Annotated in this window: 15 protein-coding genes; 7 read left to right on the forward strand and 8 right to left on the reverse strand. The window is 66.8% G+C overall.

Going from position 1 to position 21204, the window contains the following annotated elements:
• Positions 1 to 242: 242 nt before the first annotated feature.
• Genes ACWCPW_RS23590 through ACWCPW_RS23600 form a run of 3 tightly spaced genes read right to left on the reverse strand, consistent with a single transcriptional unit; the run spans position 243 to position 6058 of the window.
• Complete coding sequence (locus tag ACWCPW_RS23590; protein ID WP_449763587.1) at positions 243 to 1688, reverse strand: hypothetical protein; 1446 nt, start codon at positions 1686 to 1688, stop codon at positions 243 to 245.
• A 56-nt stretch (positions 1689 to 1744) separates the two neighbouring features.
• On the reverse strand, positions 1745 to 5614 hold the full coding sequence (locus ACWCPW_RS23595; RefSeq protein ID WP_449763588.1) for a caspase, EACC1-associated type: 3870 nt from the start codon (positions 5612 to 5614) through the stop codon (positions 1745 to 1747).
• A 6-nt stretch (positions 5615 to 5620) separates the two neighbouring features.
• Positions 5621 to 6058 carry an effector-associated constant component EACC1 gene (locus ACWCPW_RS23600; protein ID WP_449763589.1) on the reverse strand — a complete coding sequence of 146 codons (438 nt, stop codon included), beginning with the start codon at positions 6056 to 6058 and terminating at the stop codon, positions 5621 to 5623.
• Positions 6059 to 6732: 674 nt separating this feature from the next.
• Here ACWCPW_RS23600 and ACWCPW_RS23605 point away from each other — a divergent pair.
• Positions 6733 to 6999 carry a hypothetical protein gene (locus ACWCPW_RS23605; RefSeq protein WP_449763590.1) on the forward strand — a complete coding sequence of 89 codons (267 nt, stop codon included), beginning with the start codon at positions 6733 to 6735 and terminating at the stop codon, positions 6997 to 6999.
• Between the two features lie 73 nt (positions 7000 to 7072).
• Here ACWCPW_RS23605 and ACWCPW_RS23610 read toward each other — a convergent pair whose 3' ends face one another.
• The 5 genes from ACWCPW_RS23610 to ACWCPW_RS23630 form a co-directional block, all read right to left on the reverse strand.
• Complete coding sequence (locus tag ACWCPW_RS23610; protein ID WP_449763591.1) at positions 7073 to 7831, reverse strand: succinate dehydrogenase/fumarate reductase iron-sulfur subunit; 759 nt, start codon at positions 7829 to 7831, stop codon at positions 7073 to 7075.
• The gene (locus ACWCPW_RS23615) at positions 7831 to 9759 is read right to left on the reverse strand and encodes a fumarate reductase/succinate dehydrogenase flavoprotein subunit (protein WP_449763592.1); all 1929 of its coding nucleotides are present in this window, start codon (positions 9757 to 9759) and stop codon (positions 7831 to 7833) included. Before ACWCPW_RS23615 ends, ACWCPW_RS23610 begins: the two co-directional genes overlap by 1 nt.
• 159 nt (positions 9760 to 9918) lie before the next feature.
• A complete protein-coding gene (locus ACWCPW_RS23620) occupies positions 9919 to 10740 on the reverse strand; it encodes a hypothetical protein (protein ID WP_449763593.1) in 822 nt (273 codons plus the stop codon).
• A gap of 4 nt (positions 10741 to 10744) precedes the next feature.
• Positions 10745 to 11068 carry a hypothetical protein gene (locus ACWCPW_RS23625; RefSeq protein WP_449763594.1) on the reverse strand — a complete coding sequence of 108 codons (324 nt, stop codon included), beginning with the start codon at positions 11066 to 11068 and terminating at the stop codon, positions 10745 to 10747.
• A 292-nt stretch (positions 11069 to 11360) separates the two neighbouring features.
• On the reverse strand, positions 11361 to 12170 hold the full coding sequence (locus tag ACWCPW_RS23630; RefSeq protein WP_449763595.1) for a hypothetical protein: 810 nt from the start codon (positions 12168 to 12170) through the stop codon (positions 11361 to 11363).
• A 201-nt stretch (positions 12171 to 12371) separates the two neighbouring features.
• Between ACWCPW_RS23630 and typA the strand changes: the two genes are divergently transcribed.
• The 6 genes from typA (at position 12372) to ACWCPW_RS23660 (ending at position 21032) form a co-directional block, all read left to right on the forward strand.
• A complete protein-coding gene (typA, locus tag ACWCPW_RS23635) occupies positions 12372 to 14237 on the forward strand; it encodes a translational GTPase TypA (protein ID WP_449763596.1) in 1866 nt (621 codons plus the stop codon).
• A gap of 324 nt (positions 14238 to 14561) precedes the next feature.
• Complete coding sequence (locus ACWCPW_RS23640) at positions 14562 to 15605, forward strand: ABC transporter permease (protein WP_395870455.1); 1044 nt, start codon at positions 14562 to 14564, stop codon at positions 15603 to 15605.
• A 134-nt stretch (positions 15606 to 15739) separates the two neighbouring features.
• A complete protein-coding gene (locus ACWCPW_RS23645) occupies positions 15740 to 17503 on the forward strand; it encodes an ABC transporter substrate-binding protein (protein WP_449763597.1) in 1764 nt (587 codons plus the stop codon).
• 130 nt (positions 17504 to 17633) lie between these two features.
• On the forward strand, positions 17634 to 18620 hold the full coding sequence (locus tag ACWCPW_RS23650; protein WP_395870459.1) for an ABC transporter permease: 987 nt from the start codon (positions 17634 to 17636) through the stop codon (positions 18618 to 18620).
• A 133-nt stretch (positions 18621 to 18753) separates the two neighbouring features.
• A complete protein-coding gene (locus ACWCPW_RS23655) occupies positions 18754 to 19854 on the forward strand; it encodes an ABC transporter ATP-binding protein (protein ID WP_449763662.1) in 1101 nt (366 codons plus the stop codon).
• A gap of 44 nt (positions 19855 to 19898) precedes the next feature.
• The gene (locus ACWCPW_RS23660; protein WP_449763598.1) at positions 19899 to 21032 is read left to right on the forward strand and encodes an ABC transporter ATP-binding protein; all 1134 of its coding nucleotides are present in this window, start codon (positions 19899 to 19901) and stop codon (positions 21030 to 21032) included.
• The last annotated feature ends 172 nt before the right edge of the window (positions 21033 to 21204 follow it).

Genomic DNA, 21204 nt, shown 5'->3' on the forward strand with positions numbered 1-21204 from the left:
CCTGCGAGCGGTGTCCGTGCCATCCGGTAGGTACATTTTCACGCTGCGGCGCAATGAATTGCCCGGGCTCATGACTCTCGGCAAGGAAGGCATGCCCCACGCGATGCAGTTCGCGGGGCAGCAGTGGAGCGCACGCAAGACGCGTTGCCCTCCTGCGCGATCCGACCGGCTGTCCGAGCAGAAATCAGGGCGCGCGTTCTGTTCCGACGGCAGCCAGTGGACGGTGACAAGACTTTGACAGATCACTCGTCCTGGAACGGCGGGATCTGACGCATAGCCAGCACCGTGCCGTCTCGGCTGATCGAGACCACGCCGTTCCACTTTTGGTCCCAGAGCGTCCCGTGCGGCTTGGTCCTCCACACGTGGACCCGTTGCCGGTAGGCGGCGACGTCGGCGTGCCGCTTGTCTTTCTCTCTGGTGACGAGGACATCGAGTATGTCTTTCGCGACGCCGGAGAATGCCTGAACCCGTTCGCCGTTGAGCCGGAAGACATGATCCGTGCCTTCGAACTTCTCGCCCAACAGCGTGTAACGGGCGTCCTGGACGCTGCCGGACGCGGCGTGTGCGAAGCCTTGGAAGAAGTCACGGCCCTGGCGTGCGGTGAGAAGCGCGGCGGTGGATTCACCGTCGCCGGCGAAAGCGGTGATTCCGGCGGCCCCGACCCGGGCCAGGGCGCGCTGGAACCACTCGTAGTAGTCGCGACCGACTTGGCATCCGGGTTCGGAGGTGTCGGGTTCTCGGCCCTTGCCCGGCTTGAAAATGCCAATGCCCGGGTTTCTATCACCCACAGGCAAGCCGATGTCGGCCGTGGGCGTGCCGTCGGGGATGTGCAGCCAGCCGCCGGGCCCATCGGCGTGCAGAACGTGGACGGTGAGCGGGTCGTTCAGGGAGATCTCCGTGCTGAACAGCAGGGCCGGGGTTTGGTTCCAGTCTCCGATGTGCACCCCGTCCGCATGAACCGCTGCGGACGCGAGTTGCTCATACGCTTTCTGCCGGTCACTGTGGTTGCCCTTGCACGCGATCGGGAAGACACGTGAGGATTCGCCTGGTTTCCAGACTTCGGCGAAGAACTGTGGGCGGTAGTGGTAGCCGACGGTTCGCGTTTTCGCTTTGTCCCGGCTGGTCAATGTCCAGCCGGCGCGCAGCGCGGTGTCGGCGCGGACGATTGAGACGCTGTAGTCGGGATAGCGCCGGGTAAGGATTTCCTCACTGACGGCCGATGCGAAGGCGTATCCCAACTCCTCGGATTGCAGGGCCTTGTAGTACATGGCAATCCTTTTTCCCTCCTCGGACACCTCGAGATGGGTTCCAGCATTTGCGCTCAATGCTTGGCAGTACTTGAGGCTGCCCCAGTGTTCAGCCAGACCGCGCGATGCGCCGCGCTGGGACAGCGTGAGCCCGCGACCGAGATGGTGCAGTATGTCCCAAAGCGTCAGTCGCACTGAGATGCCGAGTTCCTGACTGGGGAGCGGGAGCAGTCCCGACTTGCGGCGCAGTGGTGCGTAGGTCTCGCCCGGCTTTGTCTTGCCCTCCTCCTGCCGCTTCTGGAATTTCTCTCGGCGCTCACGTTCCTTGTCAGCGGCAGCTTCTTCGACCTTTCCCGCGAGCCCTCGTGTTGAATGCACCGTTACGGTCACGTTCCGCTTGAGCCTGTGCAGGACCTCTTCGGTCTTCGGAATGCTTGTCACGACTGCCCCTCCTCGGGTCGGGATGTCCGGCCGGCAGCACGGGGCTGGCCGGTCATTCAGTCGAACAGTGGCGCCAGTGCGTGAGGGCCCGCGAGAATGCGCCACGCGGGAATGCGGATGACTCGCTTGACGCTGCCGGCCTTTGATCCCGAGCCACCGGATGGCAGCTCCATTAGCAGGCCTGCCCGCTCGTGCATCAAGCGCAGGTGCCGTGCCGGATCACGGCCGTGTGGTGCTCCAGTGTCGACCAGTACAACGGTGTTGCCCTCTGGCGCGGTGAACAAAAGGTCGATCCGCTGTCCTCCGACCATGGCGTCGCGTTCCAGTTCGACGACGCCTCGCGAGGCGAGGAGCTGCTGCACGATGTCGGTCAGCTCCCTGTGTCGCGGATCCGGCCGCGGGCTTGGCTCCGGTACGGGAGCCTGGGGTGTGTCGACAATTCCTGCCCGATCCCAAAGGACCGCGCGTGATGACAACAGGTGGGGGAGGCCGGTCTGCTGCTGCCAGTAGCCATGGTCGCCCACGGTGATCAACTGGGACTTGGCACGGGTAATTGCGACGTTCCAGAGGTTCACCTGGCGCGCCACCCAATGAGCTGTCCGCGGCGGTGTGTTGGCGGTCGCTACCGGGCTGAGAACCATCACATCGCGCTGACCTCCCTGGAAGGCATGCACAGTGCCCACCCGCACCCGGTCGCTGCCGACCATGCGCTCCAGGGCGTCCTTCTGCGCGCGGAAGGGTGTTACCACACCCACCGTCGCGGTCCCTGGTAGCCGATGCAGCAGGTCTTTCACGACTTCGGCTACGGCGGCGGCCTCGGATGGGTTGTGCCACGACTTTCCGCCGGGCCCGCGTGCTGATTCGCTGAATGGAACGTTCGCCCAAGCCAGTACGGCGATTGTTCCGGTGTCCGTGAGGTCGATCGCGGGTACTTGTTGGCGCACATCGGTCAGGATCTCCAGCGCGCCGGAGTAGCAATGGCTGTTGACGACGTCGGCAATCTGAGGGTGGCAGCGGTAGTGCTCGTCGAGGAGCAGTGCAGAGTCGCCGTTCTGCGCGGCAGCATGGTAGGAGGAGTGGACGTGGTAGGCGAGTCGGCGGTCCTCCAGCCAGGCCGCGCTCAGACCGGCCCTGACACGCGCCTGACGCTCTTGTTCCGGTGAGATGCCGGGGATGTGGCTCAGCTGCATCGGATCACCGATGATCAAAGCCCGCCGGGCGCGGAACAGCAGGGGCAGCACAGCAGCGATGGAGCACTGGCTTGCTTCGTCGATGACGACCAGGTCGAAGAGCTTTGCGGTTGGCCGTAGCTGACGCACCGCGTGCGTGGTGATCGCCCACCCTTTCAGGTGAGGCAGCAGATTCAACTGGCTACGCTGGGTTCCCGAGTGGTTCCGCAGCGTCTGAAGTCGCTGGTTCAGCAGCGACCGCCCGCGGCTGAGTGCCTCCGCCGACGCTGCCGCGCACAACTCTGCCGACAGTTCGGCGCGTGTGGCCACGCAGTCCGCGCGAGCCTGACGTACGGTCTCCTCGTCGTAGGCGAGCCGGGCGGGCGTGAGCTCACGCACCTGCCGCTCCAAATTCGTCAAATCCACCAGGCCGCTGAGGACTTCCGGAACGATAGGCCGTGCGCCGACCCAGGCCGGCAGCTGTGTGGTCATCTCTGGGTCGACAGCCGAAACGAACGCATTCATCGCACGCTTCCGCTGCCGGCGACCCCACCAGCTTTTCGCCGTCGCTGCCCTGCGGGCCCGTGCTTCCCAACGGGTGAGCGCCGAGTGGTCGTCGGTCGTCCACATCCGTGCGAGGAGCGGCAGCGGGAGATCGATCTTCTTGGCGAGCTGCGCACGCTGCTCGAGCATCCGGGCCAGCAGCATCTCACCCTCCACCTGTCGGCCGGCCTGGTCGCGCAGACTGACGGCGCCGGAGCGGAGGTTGCGGAGTTCACCCGCAACCGTGGCCGAACTGCGGTTGGCCCGGGGAGGCGGGTCCGACAGCAGTTGCTCCAGCTTTTCGGCCTCCTTGATCAAGGCAGCGACGTTGCCGGTACGCATCAGCAGGCCAGGAGCAAGTTCGTCACACCGCTGGGCGACGACGTCCACAGCCTCGTTGTTGGTAGACGCCACCAAGACCGACTCACCGGCCGCAACGCACGTGGCAACCACCGCAGTGACGACCTCGCTCTTCCCTGTCCCGGGCGGGCCGGTGGCCACGGTCAGGGGCTGCGTCATTGCCGAGACGACCACTTGCTCCTGACTCTCGTTGGCCGGTCCGGCCGTTACCACGAGTACCGGATCAGTTTCGGACACGGAGGCGGTGCTGTTCAGAAGAGCATCGAGAGCGGTACCGGGGATCTCGTCTGTTCGAGTAGAGATAGTCAGTAGGTTCTCCACCAGTCCGTCGGTGGCGAAGCGCTCCACGCCGGAGGGGGCCAGGATTACCGCTGTGTTGTGTGCTCCTGGGCGCAGCGCCTTGTTCACGGAATCCGCACACAGTGCGGAGACATCGAGGGGTTCGAGCTCCGGCAGTCCGAGTGCAGTGAGCAACTCCCGTATGGCTTTGAGCATCTGCGCGTCATTGCCGTGCTGCCACGTCGGCTGCCACCGAGCGAGCAACTGGGCAGCCTCGTCCTCGGAGAGGAGTTCGGTTACCACCTTGGTGTGAAGGGAAGGCACCCCGCTCGGACGGAGCACGGTGCGCCCGCTCTCATTCGGAGCTGGCTCCATCTGCTGAATGAGCAAGGGTGCGATGCCTACATCTGTGCCTCGACCACCGTCGCCACGGGAAGGAAGGGTGACGGCCGGATATCCGTACCAATACTCGTGTTGATCGGCAGCCTCTGACCTGCCTTTCGTCGTGTCCTTGCTCGACGTGTGTGTACCAGGAAGGCCCGCCGGAGCCGGCAGCTCAGAACCCAGACCGGATTGAATGGTCTCGGGCCCTTTTCCCACGAGGAAATACTGCGAATTGCGTTTGGCCCGCCGGTTGGGCAGCATGCTCGCCGCAGCCTGTGCGCTCAAGCACTGGGCGTAGTAGTGGAGCAGCCGCTTCCAATCGTTGGTATTCCGAGTGTCAGCCGCGGCCTGCGCGCGAGCCTTGAGCAGAGCGGTCGAAAACCCTGTTGGCTCATCGGGTAGTGCGGGGAGACTGACCGGACGAGCCACCGACCGGGCGAAGTACAACGTGTGAGTGGCCCGGATGGTGGACTTGGTTGGGCGCTGCTCCTTGGGCACATCCTTGCGCCCCATCCGCGCGGTCAAATAGTCAAAGAGGTCATCAGGAGAAATCCATCCGCCGTCTTTGATCCGCCCATTCCGCAATCCCTCGACGATTTCGCCGGTGAACCGTGAGGTGCCGAGCGTCGATCCTTCCGGAGCCATGGCGGAGGCGGCTTGGAGCGCGTCCGAAGCGGTGATGAAGTAGACACCAGTGGGTCGGAGCACGGTGCTGCGTTCCGGCTCAGCCGCTTCCTCACTGTTGTTTCCCTTGGCGCGCCAGCCTTGGACGACCGAGCCGCTCGCGCAACAGTCGAGCAGGACGATCTTGGAGGCAGCGCGGCAGGACTGCAGGGATCGTTCGAGGAATTCCGCCGACACCGCAGTACGAGGGAGGTCGGTGCGATCGCTGTCGCGGGTGAGGAAGTACAGCTGATTGTCTGCTTCGCAGAACTCGCCGTGCCCGCTGAAGTACAGCAGCGCACTCTCGCTCTGCTGCCGCTCCTCAAGGAATGACTCGATGGCATGCAGCATCTCTGTACGCGTCGGATCAGCCACCACAGCGCAGTCGTTGTACTGGCCGATCTCCGTACTCTCCAGGACGGCTTGCATGTAGTGCAGATCGGCACGCACTGCCGCGAGGTCGTGGTAACCGTCACTGTCGTACGTCGACACACCGATCAACATGGCGTACCGGTCGTTGTTGCGCACCCTCGGTCAGCCCGCCGTGGAGGCGTCGTCCCGGCCTGGGCCGGTGTCGACCGTATTCCCGTCCGCCGGTGGGGAGCCGCCGGCCAGGAAGCGATCGACGCAGTCCTCGTCCTCACGGGCCTCGCGGCCCGTGATCCGCATCCTGGCCCCATCGGGTCGAGCCACGATGATGGTGCGTTGCGGTACCTTGGCCAGCCAAGTCTGGACGCAGGCTGCCGCGAACGAGCCGGAACTCAGGGCCAGACCGATGACGCCCACAACGTCGCCACCCTTGTCGGTGTCCGCGGAGGGTCCGGTCGAAGGTAGGCGCAGCGAGGCAGTCGGATCGGCCTCGGACACTTCGGCCAGCAGTTCGCGGGCGTCACTGCGCGCCCGCAACGGATCCTCGTCGACCACAGAGATCAGCAGCTGCCGCCGGCCTTGGCCGTCGCTGTCGTTGCCCATAGGTTCCCCCGCTCTGTCAGGCTGCGACATGAATGCTTCGCGAACGTACCGGAGCAGATGCATGTGGAACGTGAACTTTCCGAATCCTTCAGATAGTTGACGCAAAACCCACTTCGCTCCCGCAGCGCCTGACGGCTCCGGACGGCCGGGCTTCTTGCGGAGGTCTCAGACCTACGGACGCCTGCTGCACAGTGCAAGGGAACGTTTTCGTGTAGTCCTGCAGAACGCCACAGGATCCGCGCGCTCCGATATGACGCCTCAGCGCTTGGAGAAGGTGAACCCGTCCGACTGCACGCAAACCGCATAGAGGTTCGTGAGGCGTGCTTGAGTTGCATGGTGCCGGGATGGAGCTCCCGTGCTGGGTCCTGCCGGGATGGCCGTCCGAGATTCCGCGTTTCCGCAGGGGCGGGTTCACGAGCGAAGGGACTATATGGAGCCGAGCGAGGCCGGGTGCCTCTCCTGCCAGCAGGAGGCGCTGTTCGCGGAGTCGCCGGCGCGGGAGCGGGTCGCGTTCGACGCGCACTGGCGGGTGGCGCACGCGTTCGACAGTGCGCTCGAAGGGTGGTTGGTGCTGGCTCCTCGACGGCACGTCGAGTCGATCGTGGAGTTGACCGAGGCCGAGGCGGGTGCGCTCGGGACCTGGCAGGTCGCGCTCGCGCGGGTATATGCGCGAGGTGACCGGCTGTACGAAGACCTATGTGGCGCAGTTCGCCGAGCGCGAGGGGTTCGCGCACGTGCACTTCCACATCGTGCCACGACCGCCCGACCCGGCGCCGGAGCTGCGCGGGCCGGGCGCGTTCGCGATGCTCGGGCGTCCGGAGGGCGAGCGGGTCGCGGCCGAGCGGATGGATGCGTTGGCCGACGCCCTGCGCACGGCCTTGAGTACCGCTTCGAGCGCCCCGGCGCCGAGCCGACCGACGATTTCCGGTCGGCCCGCCTGACCGGCGGCCCCGACCGCGGCTCTTCGGCCGGCGAGCGGCCCCCGACCCGATTCGAGCCGAGAGCCGCCCTCCGTCAGTCCCCGGACCCCCGCCGCCGGATCTTGTTGCCCAGCCAGACCAGTGGGTCGTACTTGCGGTCCGCCACGCGCTCCTTCATCGGAATCAGCGCGTTGTCGGTGATGTGGATGTTCTCCGGACACACGTCCGTACAACACTTGGTGATGTTGCACAGACCCAGGCCGTGCTCCTCCTGGGCGGCCTTCTGCCGGTCCGCGACGTCCAGGGGGTGCATGTCCAGCTCGGCGATCCGCATCAGGAAGCGCGGGCCGGAGAAGGCGGCCTTGTTGTCCTCGAAGTCACGGATGACGTGGCAGGTGTTCTGGCACAGGAAGCACTCGATGCACTTGCGGAACTCCTGCGAGCGCTCGACGTCGACCTGCTGCATCCGGTACTCGCCCGGTTCCAGGCCCGCCGGCGGCGTGAACGAGGGCACCTGCCGGGCCTTGGCGTAGTTGAACGACACGTCGGTGACCAGGTCGCGGATCACCGGGAACGTGCGCATCGGGGTGACCGTGACCACCTCCTCCGGCGTGAACGTGCTCATCCGCGTCATGCACAACAGCCGGGGCCGGCCGTTGATCTCGGCGCTGCACGAACCGCACTTGCCCGCCTTGCAGTTCCACCGCACCGCCAGGTCCGGCGCCTGGGTGGCCTGCAGGCGATGGATGATGTCGAGGACCACCTCGCCCTCGTTCACCTCGACCTTGAAGTCGCACAGCTCGCCGCCGGCCTCGTCGCCGCGCCAGATCCGAAAGTCCGCCTTGTAGGACATCAGCCGTCCTCCCCGGGAAGTTCCGCGTCGGTCAGGTACTTCTTCAGCTCGTCGCGCTCGAAGAGTTCGAGCAGGTCGGCACGCATCGGTACGGCCTCGCTCCGGGTCAGGGCCACGGACAGGTGCTCCGCGTCCGGGTCGACGATCGAGCACGCGAGCACCACCCGACGCCACTGCGCGGACATCCCGGGGAAGTCGTCGCGGGTGTGCCCGCCGCGGCTCTCCTGGCGTTCCAGTGCCGAGCGCGCCACGCACTCGCAGACCAGCAGCATGTTCCGCAGGTCCAGGGCCAGGTGCCAGCCCGGGTTGTACTGCCGGTGGCCCTCCACGCCCGCCTTGGCCGCGCGCGCCTTGAGCTCCTCCAGGCGGGTCAGCGCCTCGCTCATCTCGCCCTCTTTGCGGATGATGCCGACCAGGTCGTTCATGGTCTGCTGGAGCTCCTGGTGGACCGTGTACGGGTTCTCCGCGCTCTCCACGGCGAACGGCGCGAGCGCCTCGGCGGCGGCCGCGTCGATCTGCTCCGGGTCGGCCTCGCGCCGCGCCTCGCCGATCTCCTCGGCGTAGCGCGCCGCGTGCTCGCCCGCCCGACGGCCGAACACCAGCAGGTCGGACAGCGAGTTCCCGCCGAGCCGATTGCTGCCGTGCATGCCGCCGGCGACCTCACCGGCCGCGTACAGGCCGAGCACGCCCGGCGTCGCGGCGGTGTCGGGATCCACCGCGATCCCGCCCATCACGTAGTGGCAGGTGGGTCCGACCTCCATCGCCTCGGCGGTGATGTCGACGTCGGCCAGCTCCTTGAACTGGTGGTACATCGAGGGGAGTTTGCGGCGGATCTCCTCGGTACCGCCCGCCATCCGGCCGACCACGGTCAGGAACACCCCGCCGTGCGGCGACCCCCGGCCCGCCTTGACCTCGGAGTTGATCGCACGGGCGACCTCGTCCCGGGGCAGCAGCTCGGGCGGGCGCTTGTTGTTCTCCTGGTCGTTGTACCAACGGTCGCCCTCGGCCTCGGACTTGGCGTACTTCTCCTTGAACACGTCCGGGATGTAGTCGAACATGAAGCGCCTGCCCTCGGAGTTGAGCAGCACTCCGCCGTCCCCGCGCACCGACTCGGTGACCAGGATCCCCTTCACCGACGGCGGCCAGACCATGCCGGTCGGGTGGAACTGGACGAACTCCATGTTGATCAGCGGCGCGCCCGCGAGCAACGCGAGGGCCTGCCCGTCCCCCGTGTACTCCCACGAGTTCGAGGTCACCTTGAAGCCCTTGCCGATCCCGCCGGTGGCCAGTACGACGGCCGGCGCGTCGAACACCGTGAAGCGGCCCGACTCGCGCCAGTAGCCGAACGCGCCGGTGATCCGGTTGCCGGTCTCGGAACCCGCGTCCGGGACGGTCAACAGGCGGGTGATCGTGCACTCCTGAAAGACCTTCAGCCGTGCCTCGGGATCCCCGAACTCGCGCTCGTCCTGCTGTTGCAGGGCGACGATCTGCTGCTGGAGGGTGCGGATCAGCTCCAGGCCGGTGCGGTCGCCGACGTGCGCCAGCCGCGGATACTCGTGGCCGCCGAAGTTGCGCTGACTGATCCGGCCGTCCGCGGTGCGGTCGAACAGCGCGCCCCAGGACTCCAACTCCCAGACGCGGTCCGGGGCTTCCTTCGCGTGCAGTTCGGCCATCCGCCAGTGGTTGAGGAACTTGCCGCCGCGCATCGTGTCGCGGAAGTGCACCTTCCAACTGTCCTGCGAGTTGACGTTGCCCATCGAGGCGGCGATCCCGCCCTCGGCCATCACGGTATGGGCCTTGCCGAACAGCGACTTGCAGACGACGGCGGTGCGCAGGCCGCGCATCCGGGCCTCGATCGCGGCCCGCAACCCGGCGCCGCCCGCGCCGATCACGACCACGTCGTACGAATGACGTTCCACTTCGGACACGAGTGCCACTCCTGTACTGGGCTGGGCCGGGGTGTTTCCGGTGGTGCTTGGGCTCGGGAGCGTTTCCACGGGGGTGAGTCGCCGCGCGAGGCGGGCGAACTCGGAACAGGCGCGCTCGAACCGGCGAAGCTTGAGCGAGCGCGCTCGGAGCGGGCGCGCTCAGAAGAAGCGGGGGTCGTCGAAGGCGCCGCTCGCGATCAGGTACACGTACAGATCGGCCAGCGCGACGCTGAACAGCGAGGCCCACGCGAGTTCCATGTGCCGGCCGTTGAGCCTGCTGACGAAGCCCCACAGGCGGTAGCGCACCGGGTGCTTGGAGAAGTGCTTGAGCTTGCCGCCGACGATGTGCCGGCACGAGTGGCAGGACAGCGTGTACGCCCAGATCAGCAGCACGTTGGCGAGCAGCACCAGCGTGCCGAGCCCCATGTGCCCCCAGGCGCCGTGCTCGTCGCGGAACGCGATCAGCACGTCCCAGGACAGGATCACCGCCACGATCGTGGCGAACCAGAAGAAGTAGCGGTGGACGTTCTGCACGATCAGCGGGAACCGGGTCTCACCCGAGTACGAGCCGCGCGGCTCGGGGACCGCGCACGCCGACGGCGACGCCCAGAAGCCCCGGTAGTAGGCCTTGCGGTAGTAGTAGCAGGTCAGCCGGAAGCCCAGCGGGAAGATCAGGATCAGCAGCGCGGGGGACAGGCCCCACCAGTCGCCGAACAGCGGCGCGTTCGCGCTCATCGGCATGCTGTCGCACTTGGACGCCAGACACGGCGAGTAGAACGGCGACACGTACGGCTCGGCGAAGTAGTCGTCGTTCGCGAACGCGCGCCAGGTCGAATAGACGATGAACGCGGACAGGATGGACACCGTCACCGCGGGCGAGAGCCACCAGCGGTCCGTGCGCAGATGCCGGGCCTGGATCTGTGCCCGGCCGGGCGCGTTGGTGCCGGTACCGCCGGCGGGTCCCGTCGTCCCTGTAGCCAAGACGTCACCTTCCTGTGCGGCGGGGCGGTCGCATGCCACCCACGCCTTCGTCGTCCGCGTCCGCGAAGAGGACCGGGTCGTAAGGCAGGTCGGACATCACTTCGGTCGGCGTCGGGACGGGAACGACCGCCGGTTCGCTCTCGGCGACGGTCTCGGCCAGGAAGCCGAGACTGCTCCGCGCCCGTTCCACGTCGTCGCCGAGTCTGCGGACGCCGTACGTGTCGCCGAGCGTGCGGCGCAGAGCGCGCACCGCGCGTGCCAGATCGTCGAGCCTGCGCCTGGCCAGAGCCAGGTCCTCCTGCGCCCGATTCGTCAAGATCGCGCTCACCTCCTGCTTTTCCGGCGCCACGTCGTCGGGGGCCGGGGGATGGGGATGGTGTTGCGGACTTGCCATTGATTCCCGAGGTGGGATCGTCGGCAGTCTGGCGCGAACGATCAATCGATGGAAAGTGTTTCGAGGATCTGATGCATCACAGATCGGGAAAACATGATCGACGACAAAAAGATCACCGGAATTCGATCTTCGAGGAACAAGATCGAATTCCGGTGATCAGGACGAACGGGGTTCGAGGGTCTCGGCGGCGCGCGGAAAAGTCGAGGTTTAACGATCTTCGCGAGGCTTAACGATCCTCGATGCGCATCGTCGCCGCCGGACTGGATTCCACCCGGGCCCGGGTCGCGCCGATTCGCGGCCGGCCGGGAAGAATGCGTTCCGCTTCGGCGAGCGCCTCGCGCGCGGCGACGATGTCGCCCTCGGCGCACACGCACAGCGCGAAAGTGCACAACGCGTCGGCGTGCCCGGCGCGGGACGAACGCTTTTCGGTGGCCACCAGGCGTTTGGCGGCCCGTACCGCCTTCGGCGCGTTTCCGTGCAACACCATCAGCAGCGGTTCGTCGTCCTCGGATTCGAGCCGGATGGTCGCTCCGGAGGGGTGCGTATAGGAATCACCGGGTTTGCGCAGCGCCTCCTCGGCGGCGGCCAGGTTGTCCGCGAGCGGCACCGTGCCCATGATCAGCGCCTGCACCATCACCTCGCCGAACAGCGCGCGGGCGGTGTCCCAGGCCGGGTGGCTCGGTCCGATCCGGTCCAGGTAGGCCCGGGCGACGGCCGCCGCGGCGGCGTCGTCGGCGTGCGCCTCGAGCGCCTGGACCCGGGCGAAAGTGCGATAGGGCTCACTTTCGGGCCCCTCGGGAATCAGATCGGCCAATTGTTCGACCATTGCGACATCACCGTCGCGATACGCCTCGGTGGCCCGCTCGTACAGCAGCCGGGCGCGCCCCGCCGGGGTGCCCTGATCGGACGGTGGGGGCGTCTCACCGGCCCCCATATCGGAGGGAACGGGGCCAAAGGTCCCGTCCTGCCGGTCGGCGGCCCGTCGGGACCACCGCTTGCGGATGCGCTCGTTGAAGGACTCGCCAGACTCGCTCACACCTACGGATTCTGCCCTGTGGGGCCTTCGAACGGCGGTCGACGGGCGCCGGGACCGAGCGCGGGACGCTCCTCCCCGTACGATTGACCTTGGCGCCGAGGAGGCAGGCCGGTTCGCGCGACGCTTATCGCGCGGCTGAGGAGGCTCGCGGTCGCCGGCCCGTCCGTAGCATCCCCGACTGAAGCCGAGAGACACGCAGCCGTGCCCACGCGCCATGACATCCGCAACGTCGCCATCGTCGCCCACGTCGACCACGGCAAGACCACCCTCGTCGACGCCATGCTGAAGCAGGCGGGCACGTTCAGTGCCCACCACCAGATGGACGATCGGGTGATGGACTCCAACGACTTGGAGCGCGAGAAGGGCATCACCATTCTCGCGAAGAACACCGCCGTCGCCTATCACCCCAAGGACGGTGGCCCCTCGGTCACCATCAACATCATCGACACGCCCGGCCACGCCGACTTCGGCGGAGAGGTGGAGCGCGGACTGTCGATGGTGGACGGTGTCGTGCTGCTCGTCGACGCTTCGGAAGGCCCGCTTCCGCAGACCCGCTTCGTGCTCCGCAAGGCGCTCGCGGCGAAGATGCCGGTCATCCTGTGCATCAACAAGGTCGACCGTCCCGACTCGCGCATCTCCGAGGTCGTCGACGAGACCTACGAGCTGTTCATGGACCTGGACGCGACCGAGGAGCAGATCGAGTTCCCCATCGTCTACGCGTGCGCGCGGGACGGTGTGGCCACCCTGGTGCGTCCCACCGACGGCACCGTGCCCACCGACAGCGACAGCCTGGAGCCGTTCTTCCAGGCCATCCTGGACTCCATCCCGGCCCCCGAGTACGACGAGGGCGCGCCGCTCCAGGCACATGTGACCAACCTGGACGCGTCCAACTTCCTCGGCCGGATCGCGCTGTGCCGCGTGCACCAGGGCACGATCCGCAAGGGCCAGCAGGCCGCGTGGTGCCGGCACGACGGCACCATCGAGCGGGTCAAGATCACCGAGCTGCTGATGACCGACCAGCTCGAGCGCAAGCCCGCCGAGGAAGCCGGTCCCGGCGACATCATCGCGATCGCCGGTATCCCGGAGATCATGATCGGCGACACCATCGCCGACCCCGAGGACCCGCGCCCGCTGCCGCTGATCACGGTGGACGAGCCCGCGATCTCGATGACCATCGGTACCAACACCTCGCCGCTGGTCGGCAAGGGCGGCAAGGGCCACAAGGTCACCGCGCGCCTGGTGAAGGACCGCCTGGAGCGCGAGCTGGTCGGCAACGTGTCGCTGCGCGTGCTGCCCACCGAGCGTCCCGACACGTGGGAGGTCCAGGGCCGCGGCGAGCTCGCCCTGGCGATCCTGGTGGAGACCATGCGCCGGGAGGGCTTCGAGCTCACCGTCGGCAAGCCGCAGGTGGTCACCCGCGAGGTCAACGGCAAGATCCACGAGCCGGTGGAGCGGTTGACCATCGACTCGCCCGAGGAGTACCTCGGCGCGATCACCCAGCTCCTGGCGTCCCGCAAGGGCCGCATGGAGACCATGACCAACCACGGCACCGGCTGGATCCGGATGGAGTTCGTGGTGCCCGCGCGTGGCCTGATCGGCTTCCGCACCGAGTTCCTCACGGACACCCGGGGCACCGGCATCGCGCACAGCGTGCACGAGGGCTACGAGCCGTGGTTCGGCGAGATCCGGACCCGCAACAACGGCTCCCTGGTCGCCGACCGCGCGGGTGTCGCGACGCCGTTCGCGATGATGAACCTGCAGGAGCGCGGCCAGATGTTCGTCGAGCCGACCACCGAGGTGTACGAGGGCATGATCGTCGGCGAGAACTCGCGCGCCGACGACATGGACGTCAACATCACCAAGGAGAAGAAGCTCACGAACATGCGCTCGTCGACCTCCGACGAGACCGAGAAGCTGATCCCGCCGCGCAAGCTGTCGCTGGAGCAGGCGCTCGAGTTCTGCCGCGAGGACGAGTGCATCGAGGTGACCCCGGAGACCGTGCGCATCCGCAAGGTCGTTCTCGATCAGAAGGAGCGTGGCCGCTCGGCCTCGCGCGCCAAGCGCTGATCGTTTGACGGTCGCCCTCGGCGACCCGAAACGAGCCGGTGACCTGCGGTCGAATCCGCAGGTCACCGGCTTTTCGCATGCTGAGACCAAGTCGATATCTTTGCCCGGTTATATTCGTTATGTTGGCTATGTGCGCGAAATAATCGATCAGCAATCGATCAACTTCGAACTTTCAAAGAAACGTAAATGTTAATTACTTTTCGTTTCAAGGTTTACTCTGACTGCCTCTTGACGTCCGGGTAATTGGGTTGCGAGAGTCCGTGCGGCCACCAAACCAAACGGCACTCGGTCGAACCCGACCTCACCTCGGGGGTATTTGCGGCAATGACCATGCAACCCCAGCTGGTCCCGGAAGCGGGCGGACCCCCGGCTTCAGGGGAACCCGGCGCGATGCTCGACAAAACGGGCGTCGGCGCCGTACCGAAAGAGATCGTCGGGCGCTCGCCGAGCCAACTGGCGTGGCGGCGCTTTCGCAAGGATCGTATCGGTATGGTCTCGACGGCCATAGTGGTTTTCTTTTTCGTGATCGCTTTTGCCGCGCCCTTGATCTCGAAGCTGTACGGCAAGAACCCTTACACGCGTTACGGCCAGACCGAGCCCGGGCTGCTCAACTCCCGCGGGTTCCCGATCGCGCCCAACGGTGGCATGTCCGGGGAGTACTGGTTCGGCATCGAGCCGACGCTGGGCCGGGACGTGCTGACCCAGCTCGTCTACGGCATCCGGACGTCCCTGCTGCTCGCGGTCATCGTGGTGCTGATCGTCACGATCATGGGCACCATCCTGGGGATCACGGCCGGCTACCTCGGTGGCCGTACCGACTACGTGATCAGTCGGGTCATCGACACCCTCCTGGCGATGCCCTCGCAGTTGTTCTTCATCGCCTTCACGCCGATCGCGCTCGCGCTGTTCGTGAGCGACCGCGAGACCACGCCGACCTGGCTGCGGGCCACGGCGCTGATCATCGTGCTGTCGCTGTTCGGCTGGTGCCGGATCGCCCGCATCCTGCGCGGGCAGGTGCTGTCGATGCGTGAGCGCGAGTTCATCGAGGCCGCCAAGATCAGCGGTGCGAGCTCCAGGCGGATCATCTTCCGCGAGCTGCTGCCCAACCTGTGGACCCCGATCCTGATCGTCGCGACGATCGAGGTGCCGACCTACGTCACCACCGAGGCGGCGCTCTCCTTCCTCGGCGTCGGCATGACGGAGCCGACCCCCGACTGGGGCCGGATGATCCACAAGGGCTTCGAGAACATGCAGAGCGACGTCACGTACATGGCCTTCCCGGCCGCCGCGATGGTGATCTTCGTGCTCGCCTTCAACCTCTTCGGCGACTCGGTCCGCGACGCGTTGGACCCCAAGGCCAACCGATGAGGGGGCGTGGTCGCGTCCCTGGTCGACGCGCATAAACCGCGTTCCGTCACGGCCTTCGCGTCTGCTTCTGGCACTTCCTTGCATGCCGTAAGGCACCAGCCGGGTGAACCCGGATCACTTGATGAGGGGATTACATGACAACGACCGGGAAGCACCGGTTCGCCGCGTTGCTCGCAGTGGGGGCCCTCGCGGTCTCGGCGTCCGCGTGCAGCAGCGGCGGCGGGGACGAGAAGGAAGAGCAGGGCAAGCCGCAGGCCAAGACCGCGGCCGTCTCGGTGGGCACGGCCGCCGATTCGAAGGGGCCCGCTCCCGAGATCCCCGGTGCCAAGAAGGGTGGCGTGGCCGGCGTCCTCAACCGCAGCGGCTTCGCGCACCTGGACCCCCAGCGCGCGTACGTCAGCAACCTGATGACCATCTCCGAACTGGTCTCGCGGCGCCTGACCTTCTACAAGAAGGAGGGCGACAAGACCACGCTCGTCGGCGACCTCGCCACGGACCCGGGCACCACCACCGACGGTGGCAAGACCTGGAAGTTCACCCTGAAGGACAACCTCAAGTACGAGGACGGCACGCCGATCGTCGCGGCGGACGTCAAGTACGGGGTGGAGCGCTCCTTCCACAAGGCCTACAACCAGGGCCCCAAGTGGGTGCAGCAGTGGCTCACGGGCACCGAGAACTACTTCGAGGTGTACGAAGGCCCGTTCAACGGCAAGGAGTTGGGTCCGGACAAGATCGAGGTGCCGGACGCGAAGACGATCATCTTCAAGCTGACCGAGGCGCACCCCGACTTCCCGTTCGCGGTCGCCATGGGCACCTCCTCGCCGATGCCGAAGGCGAAGGAGACCAAGGACGACAACGACCGCAAGCCGTTCGCGAGCGGTCCGTACAAGATCACCACGCACGAGCCGGACAAGGCCCTGATCCTGGACAAGAACACGAACTGGGACCCGGCGACCGACGCGATCCGGCACCAGTACGTGGACCAGTTCAAGTTCGAGCTCGGGGTCGCGGCTCCGCAGCAGTTCCAGCGGCTGACCGCCGCGTCCGGCAGTGACGCCGCCGCGTTCACCCTCAACGAGCGCCCCGACGCCAACTTCGCGCAGCAGATCGCGACCGACCCGGCGCTGAAGAACCGGGTCACCGACGCCGTGGGCCCGTACACCAACCGCTGGGACATCAACAACAAGCGGATCACCGACGTCAACGTGCGCAAGGCGATGTTGACCGCGTTCCCGCGCAACTCGGCCCGACTGGCCGAAGGCGGCCCGACCGCGGGCGACTTCGCGAACTCGCTCGCCTCGGTGACCCAGCTCGGCTTCGCGCCGTACAAGAGCCTGTTCGACGGTCTGCCGCCGGACGGTGACCAGGCCAAGGCCAAGCAGATGCTGGAAGCGGCGGGCAAGGTCGGCCAGAAGGTCGTCTTCTGCTTCACCACGTCCAAGACCCAGCAGGAGCGCGCGCTGCCCATCATCGACTCGCTGAACAAGGCGGGCTTCCAGATGGAGCGCAAGGAGATCTCCGACAAGGAGTACTACGACGTCATCGGCAAGCTGGACACCCCCTGCGACCTGTACTGGGCCGGCTGGGGCGCGGACTGGCCGACCGGCGCCACCGTCTACACCCCGGTCTTCGACGGTCGCAAGGTCGTCGACGACGGCGAGAACTACTCGCAGTACAACAACCCGAGCGTGAACACGGAGATCGACCGGATCCTCAAGATCACGGACGTGAACCAGCAGGCGGTCGAGTGGATGAAGCTGGACCAGAAGATCATGGAAGACGTGCCGACGATCCCGTACCTGTACCAGCGGCACCGTCTCGTCTACGGCCCGCAGATCGGTGGGGCCGGGCTGAACATCCACGGTGCGATCGACCTGCACAACGTCTTCGTCAAGTAGTAGCCGTCAGCCCCTCTTCCGGTTGATCCGACGGTGAAGCGTTCGGTCCGGGACCCCGAGACGGGGGTCCCGGACCGACGCGGCGGGACGGATCCACCCCCTGGGCACATCGCGGAGGAAGCCCGGCCTCATGCTTCGATTCCTGGTCCGTCGGCTGATCGGCGTAGTGGCGATCCTGCTCGTCGTCAGCGGCATCACCTTCTATCTCTTCTTCGCGGCCTCCGGCGCCGACGACGTCGTACGACTTTCGTGCGGTCGCAACTGCACGCCGGAGATGCGCGAAGTCGTCCGGCAGAACCTCGGCCTGGACAAACCCCTCATCGAACAGTTCTGGATCTTCATCTCGGGGATCTTCACGGGCCGGACCATCGGCGACAAGGCGTGCGACGCGCCTTGCCTGGGCTACTCGTTCGCCAACAACGAGAACGTCTTCGACAAGTTGTCCGACCGTTTCCCGGTGACCCTGTCGCTCGCGATCGGCGCGATCCTGCTGTGCACCACGATCGGCATCGGGATGGGCGTGCTGGCCGCGCTCAAGCGCGGCAAGACCACGGACAAGGTGACCACCGGCGTCGCACTGCTCAGTGGCTCCGCCCCGATCTACGTTCTGGGCCCGCTGTTCATCTACGTCTTCGTGCAGCAACTCGGATGGCTCGACCGACCGACGGACCCCCCATCGTTCTTCGGTGATCCCGGAGGATGGGCATCCGCTCTGCTGCTGCCGTGGATCTGTCTGATGACGATCCATATGGCGATGTACTGCCGCCTCACCAGATCCACCATGGTCGACGTGTTGTCCGAGGACTACGTCCGAACACTCAAGGCCAAGGGCCTGTCCGGACGCAGCGTCTACTTCAAACACGCCTTCCGCGGCGCGCTCAGCCCGATCGTCACCGTCCTGGGCGTGGACATCGGCGTCCTGATGAGCGGCACGATCATCACCGAGTCCACCTTCAGCCTGCACGGCATCGGCATGCTCGCGGTGACCTCGGTGGTCGACTCGGACCTGCCGATGATGATGGGCGTGGTGATGGTCGCGGCCACCTTCACGATGCTCGCCAACCTCGCGGTGGACATGGCCTACGCGGCCATCGACCCCCGGGTGCGGCTGTCATGACGGGCGGCCCGCGATGAGACTCCGCCGCGGCGCGGCCACCGGACCCGCCGAATCCCAAGCATCCACGAAGCCCACCACGCCCGCGGCATCCACGGATGCCGCGGTCCCCGACGAACAGGCCCGGGAGCAGGACATGGCCGCCGGCACCGACACCACCGACGGCACTCCGAGCCTGGTCAAGCAGCGGGATTCGAGCCCCTCCGGCGACCGGCCCGACGCGTTCCTGTCGGTCCGGGACCTGCAGGTCCACTTCAACACCGAAGACGGTGTGGTCAAGGCCGTCGACGGGTTGTCCTTCGACGTCGAGAAGGGCCGCACGCTCGGCATCGTCGGCGAATCCGGATCGGGCAAATCGGTCTCCTCGCTGACCATCCTGGGACTGCACAACCGGGAGCGGACGAAGATCCACGGCGAGATCCGGTTCGACGGCCACGAGTTGGTCCGGATGCCCGAGCGCAAGCTGCGCGACCTGCGCGGGCGCCGGATCTCGATGATCTTCCAGGACCCGCTGACCGCGCTGTCGCCCTTCTACACGGTCGGCGAGCAGATCGCCGAGTCCTACCGCCGGCACACCGGCGCCAATCGACACGACGCGCACGCGCGGGCCATCGAGATGCTGGACCGGGTCGGCATCCCCAACCCCAAGACCCGGGTGAACGACTACCCGCACCACTTCTCCGGCGGCATGCGCCAGCGCGCGATGATCGCGATGTCCCTGGTCTGCGACCCCGACCTGCTGATCGCCGACGAGCCGACGACCGCGCTCGACGTGACGGTCCAGGCGCAGATCCTCGATCTGCTGCGGGACCTGCAGGACGAGTTCGGCACCGCGATCCTGTTCATCACGCACGACCTGGGCGTGATCGCGTCGATGGCACACGACGTGCTCGTGATGTACGCGGGCCGCAGCGTCGAGAAGGGCACCGTGCGCGAGGTGCTCAAGAACCCCCGCCACCCGTACACGTGGGGCCTGCTGTCGTCGATGCCCAATCTCTCGGGCGACGTCGGCATCCCGCTGCGGCCGGTCCGCGGCACTCCGCCGAGCCTGTTGTCCCCGCCCTCGGGATGCCCGTTCCACCCGCGCTGCGACTACGTCGACACGGTCGGCGGCGACCGGTGCTCGACCGAGCGCCCGCCGCTCGCCCTGGTGGACGGTCGCGGCGCCGCGTGCCACCTGAGCGCCGAGGACAAGCAACGGATCTTCATCGACGACGTCCGCCCGCTGCTCGGCTGACCGCCCAAGCCCGGCCGACGACGGTAGAAAGCAGGAGAACGACGATGACCGAGACGATCAGCGAGTCCCCGGCGCCGACCCCGGACCCCGCGCCCGCGTCGCCCGGCGAGGCGCTGCTCGACGTGCGGGGCCTGGTCAAGTACTTCCCCGTCAAGGGGGGCGGTCTGGTCCGCCGCAAGACGCTGCACGTCCGCGCGGTCGACGGGATCGACCTGTCGGTCACCGCGGGGGAGAGCGTGGGCCTGGTCGGCGAGTCCGGCTGCGGCAAGTCCACGACCGGCCGGCTGATCAGCCGGCTGCTCGAACCCACCGGCGGCACGATCCACTACGACGGCAAGGACATCACGCACGCCACCCGGCGGCAGATCGCGCCGATCCGCACCGAGATCCAGATGATCTTCCAGGACCCCTACTCGTCGCTGAACCCGCGACAGACGGTGGGCGCGATCATCGCCTCGCCGATGGAGGTCAACGGGATCGACCCCGAAGGTGGCCGAAAGAAGCGGGTCCAGGAGCTCCTCGAGCGGGTGGGCCTGAACCCCGAGCACTACAACCGCTTCCCGCACGAGTTCTCCGGCGGGCAGCGGCAGCGCATCGGCATTGCCCGCGCGCTCGCGCTGCAACCGCGGCTGATCGTGGCCGACGAGCCGGTCTCCGCGCTCGACGTGTCGATCCAGGCGCAGGTGATCAACCTGCTCCAGGGTCTGCAACGGGACCTGGGCATCGCGTTCGTGTTCATCGCGCACGACCTCGCGGTGGTCCGGCACTTCTCCCAGCGGGTGGCGGTGATGTACCTCGGCAAGATCGTGGAGATCGCCGACCGCACCTCGCTGTACTCGAACCCGCACCACCCGTACACGCACACCCTGCTGGCCGCGGTGCCGGAGGCGGACCCGGACAAGGGCTCGAACCGGACACGGGTGCACGCCTTCGGGGACATGCCCTCTCCGATCAACCCGCCGTCGGGGTGCCGGTTCCGAACCCGCTGCCCCAAGGCGCAGGACGTGTGCGCGAGCGAGGAACCGCCGTTGATCGGGATCGAGACCCTGCTCCAGGGCCATCGCGTCGCGTGCCATTTCCCCGGACCATTGGAGGCCACCGCGAAGGCGGAGGAGGAGATGCCCGAGGAGCGGATCGAGGCGGCCCTGGAAGCGGGCATCACCTCCGACCCGGAGTAACGACCCGGCCCCTCTATCGCACTCCGGAACGGGATGCCACCGATTTGGTGGCATCCCGTTCTTCGTGCTTTCCTGCAGGTCAGCTACGCGCGTTGAACCGGATCGCACGTGCCGGCGGAGGCCGTCTCGGCCGAGCGAGTGTCGTCACGCTCAGTAGCGTTTCTCGCTTTGT

The organism is Embleya sp. NPDC001921 (assembly GCF_053594475.1).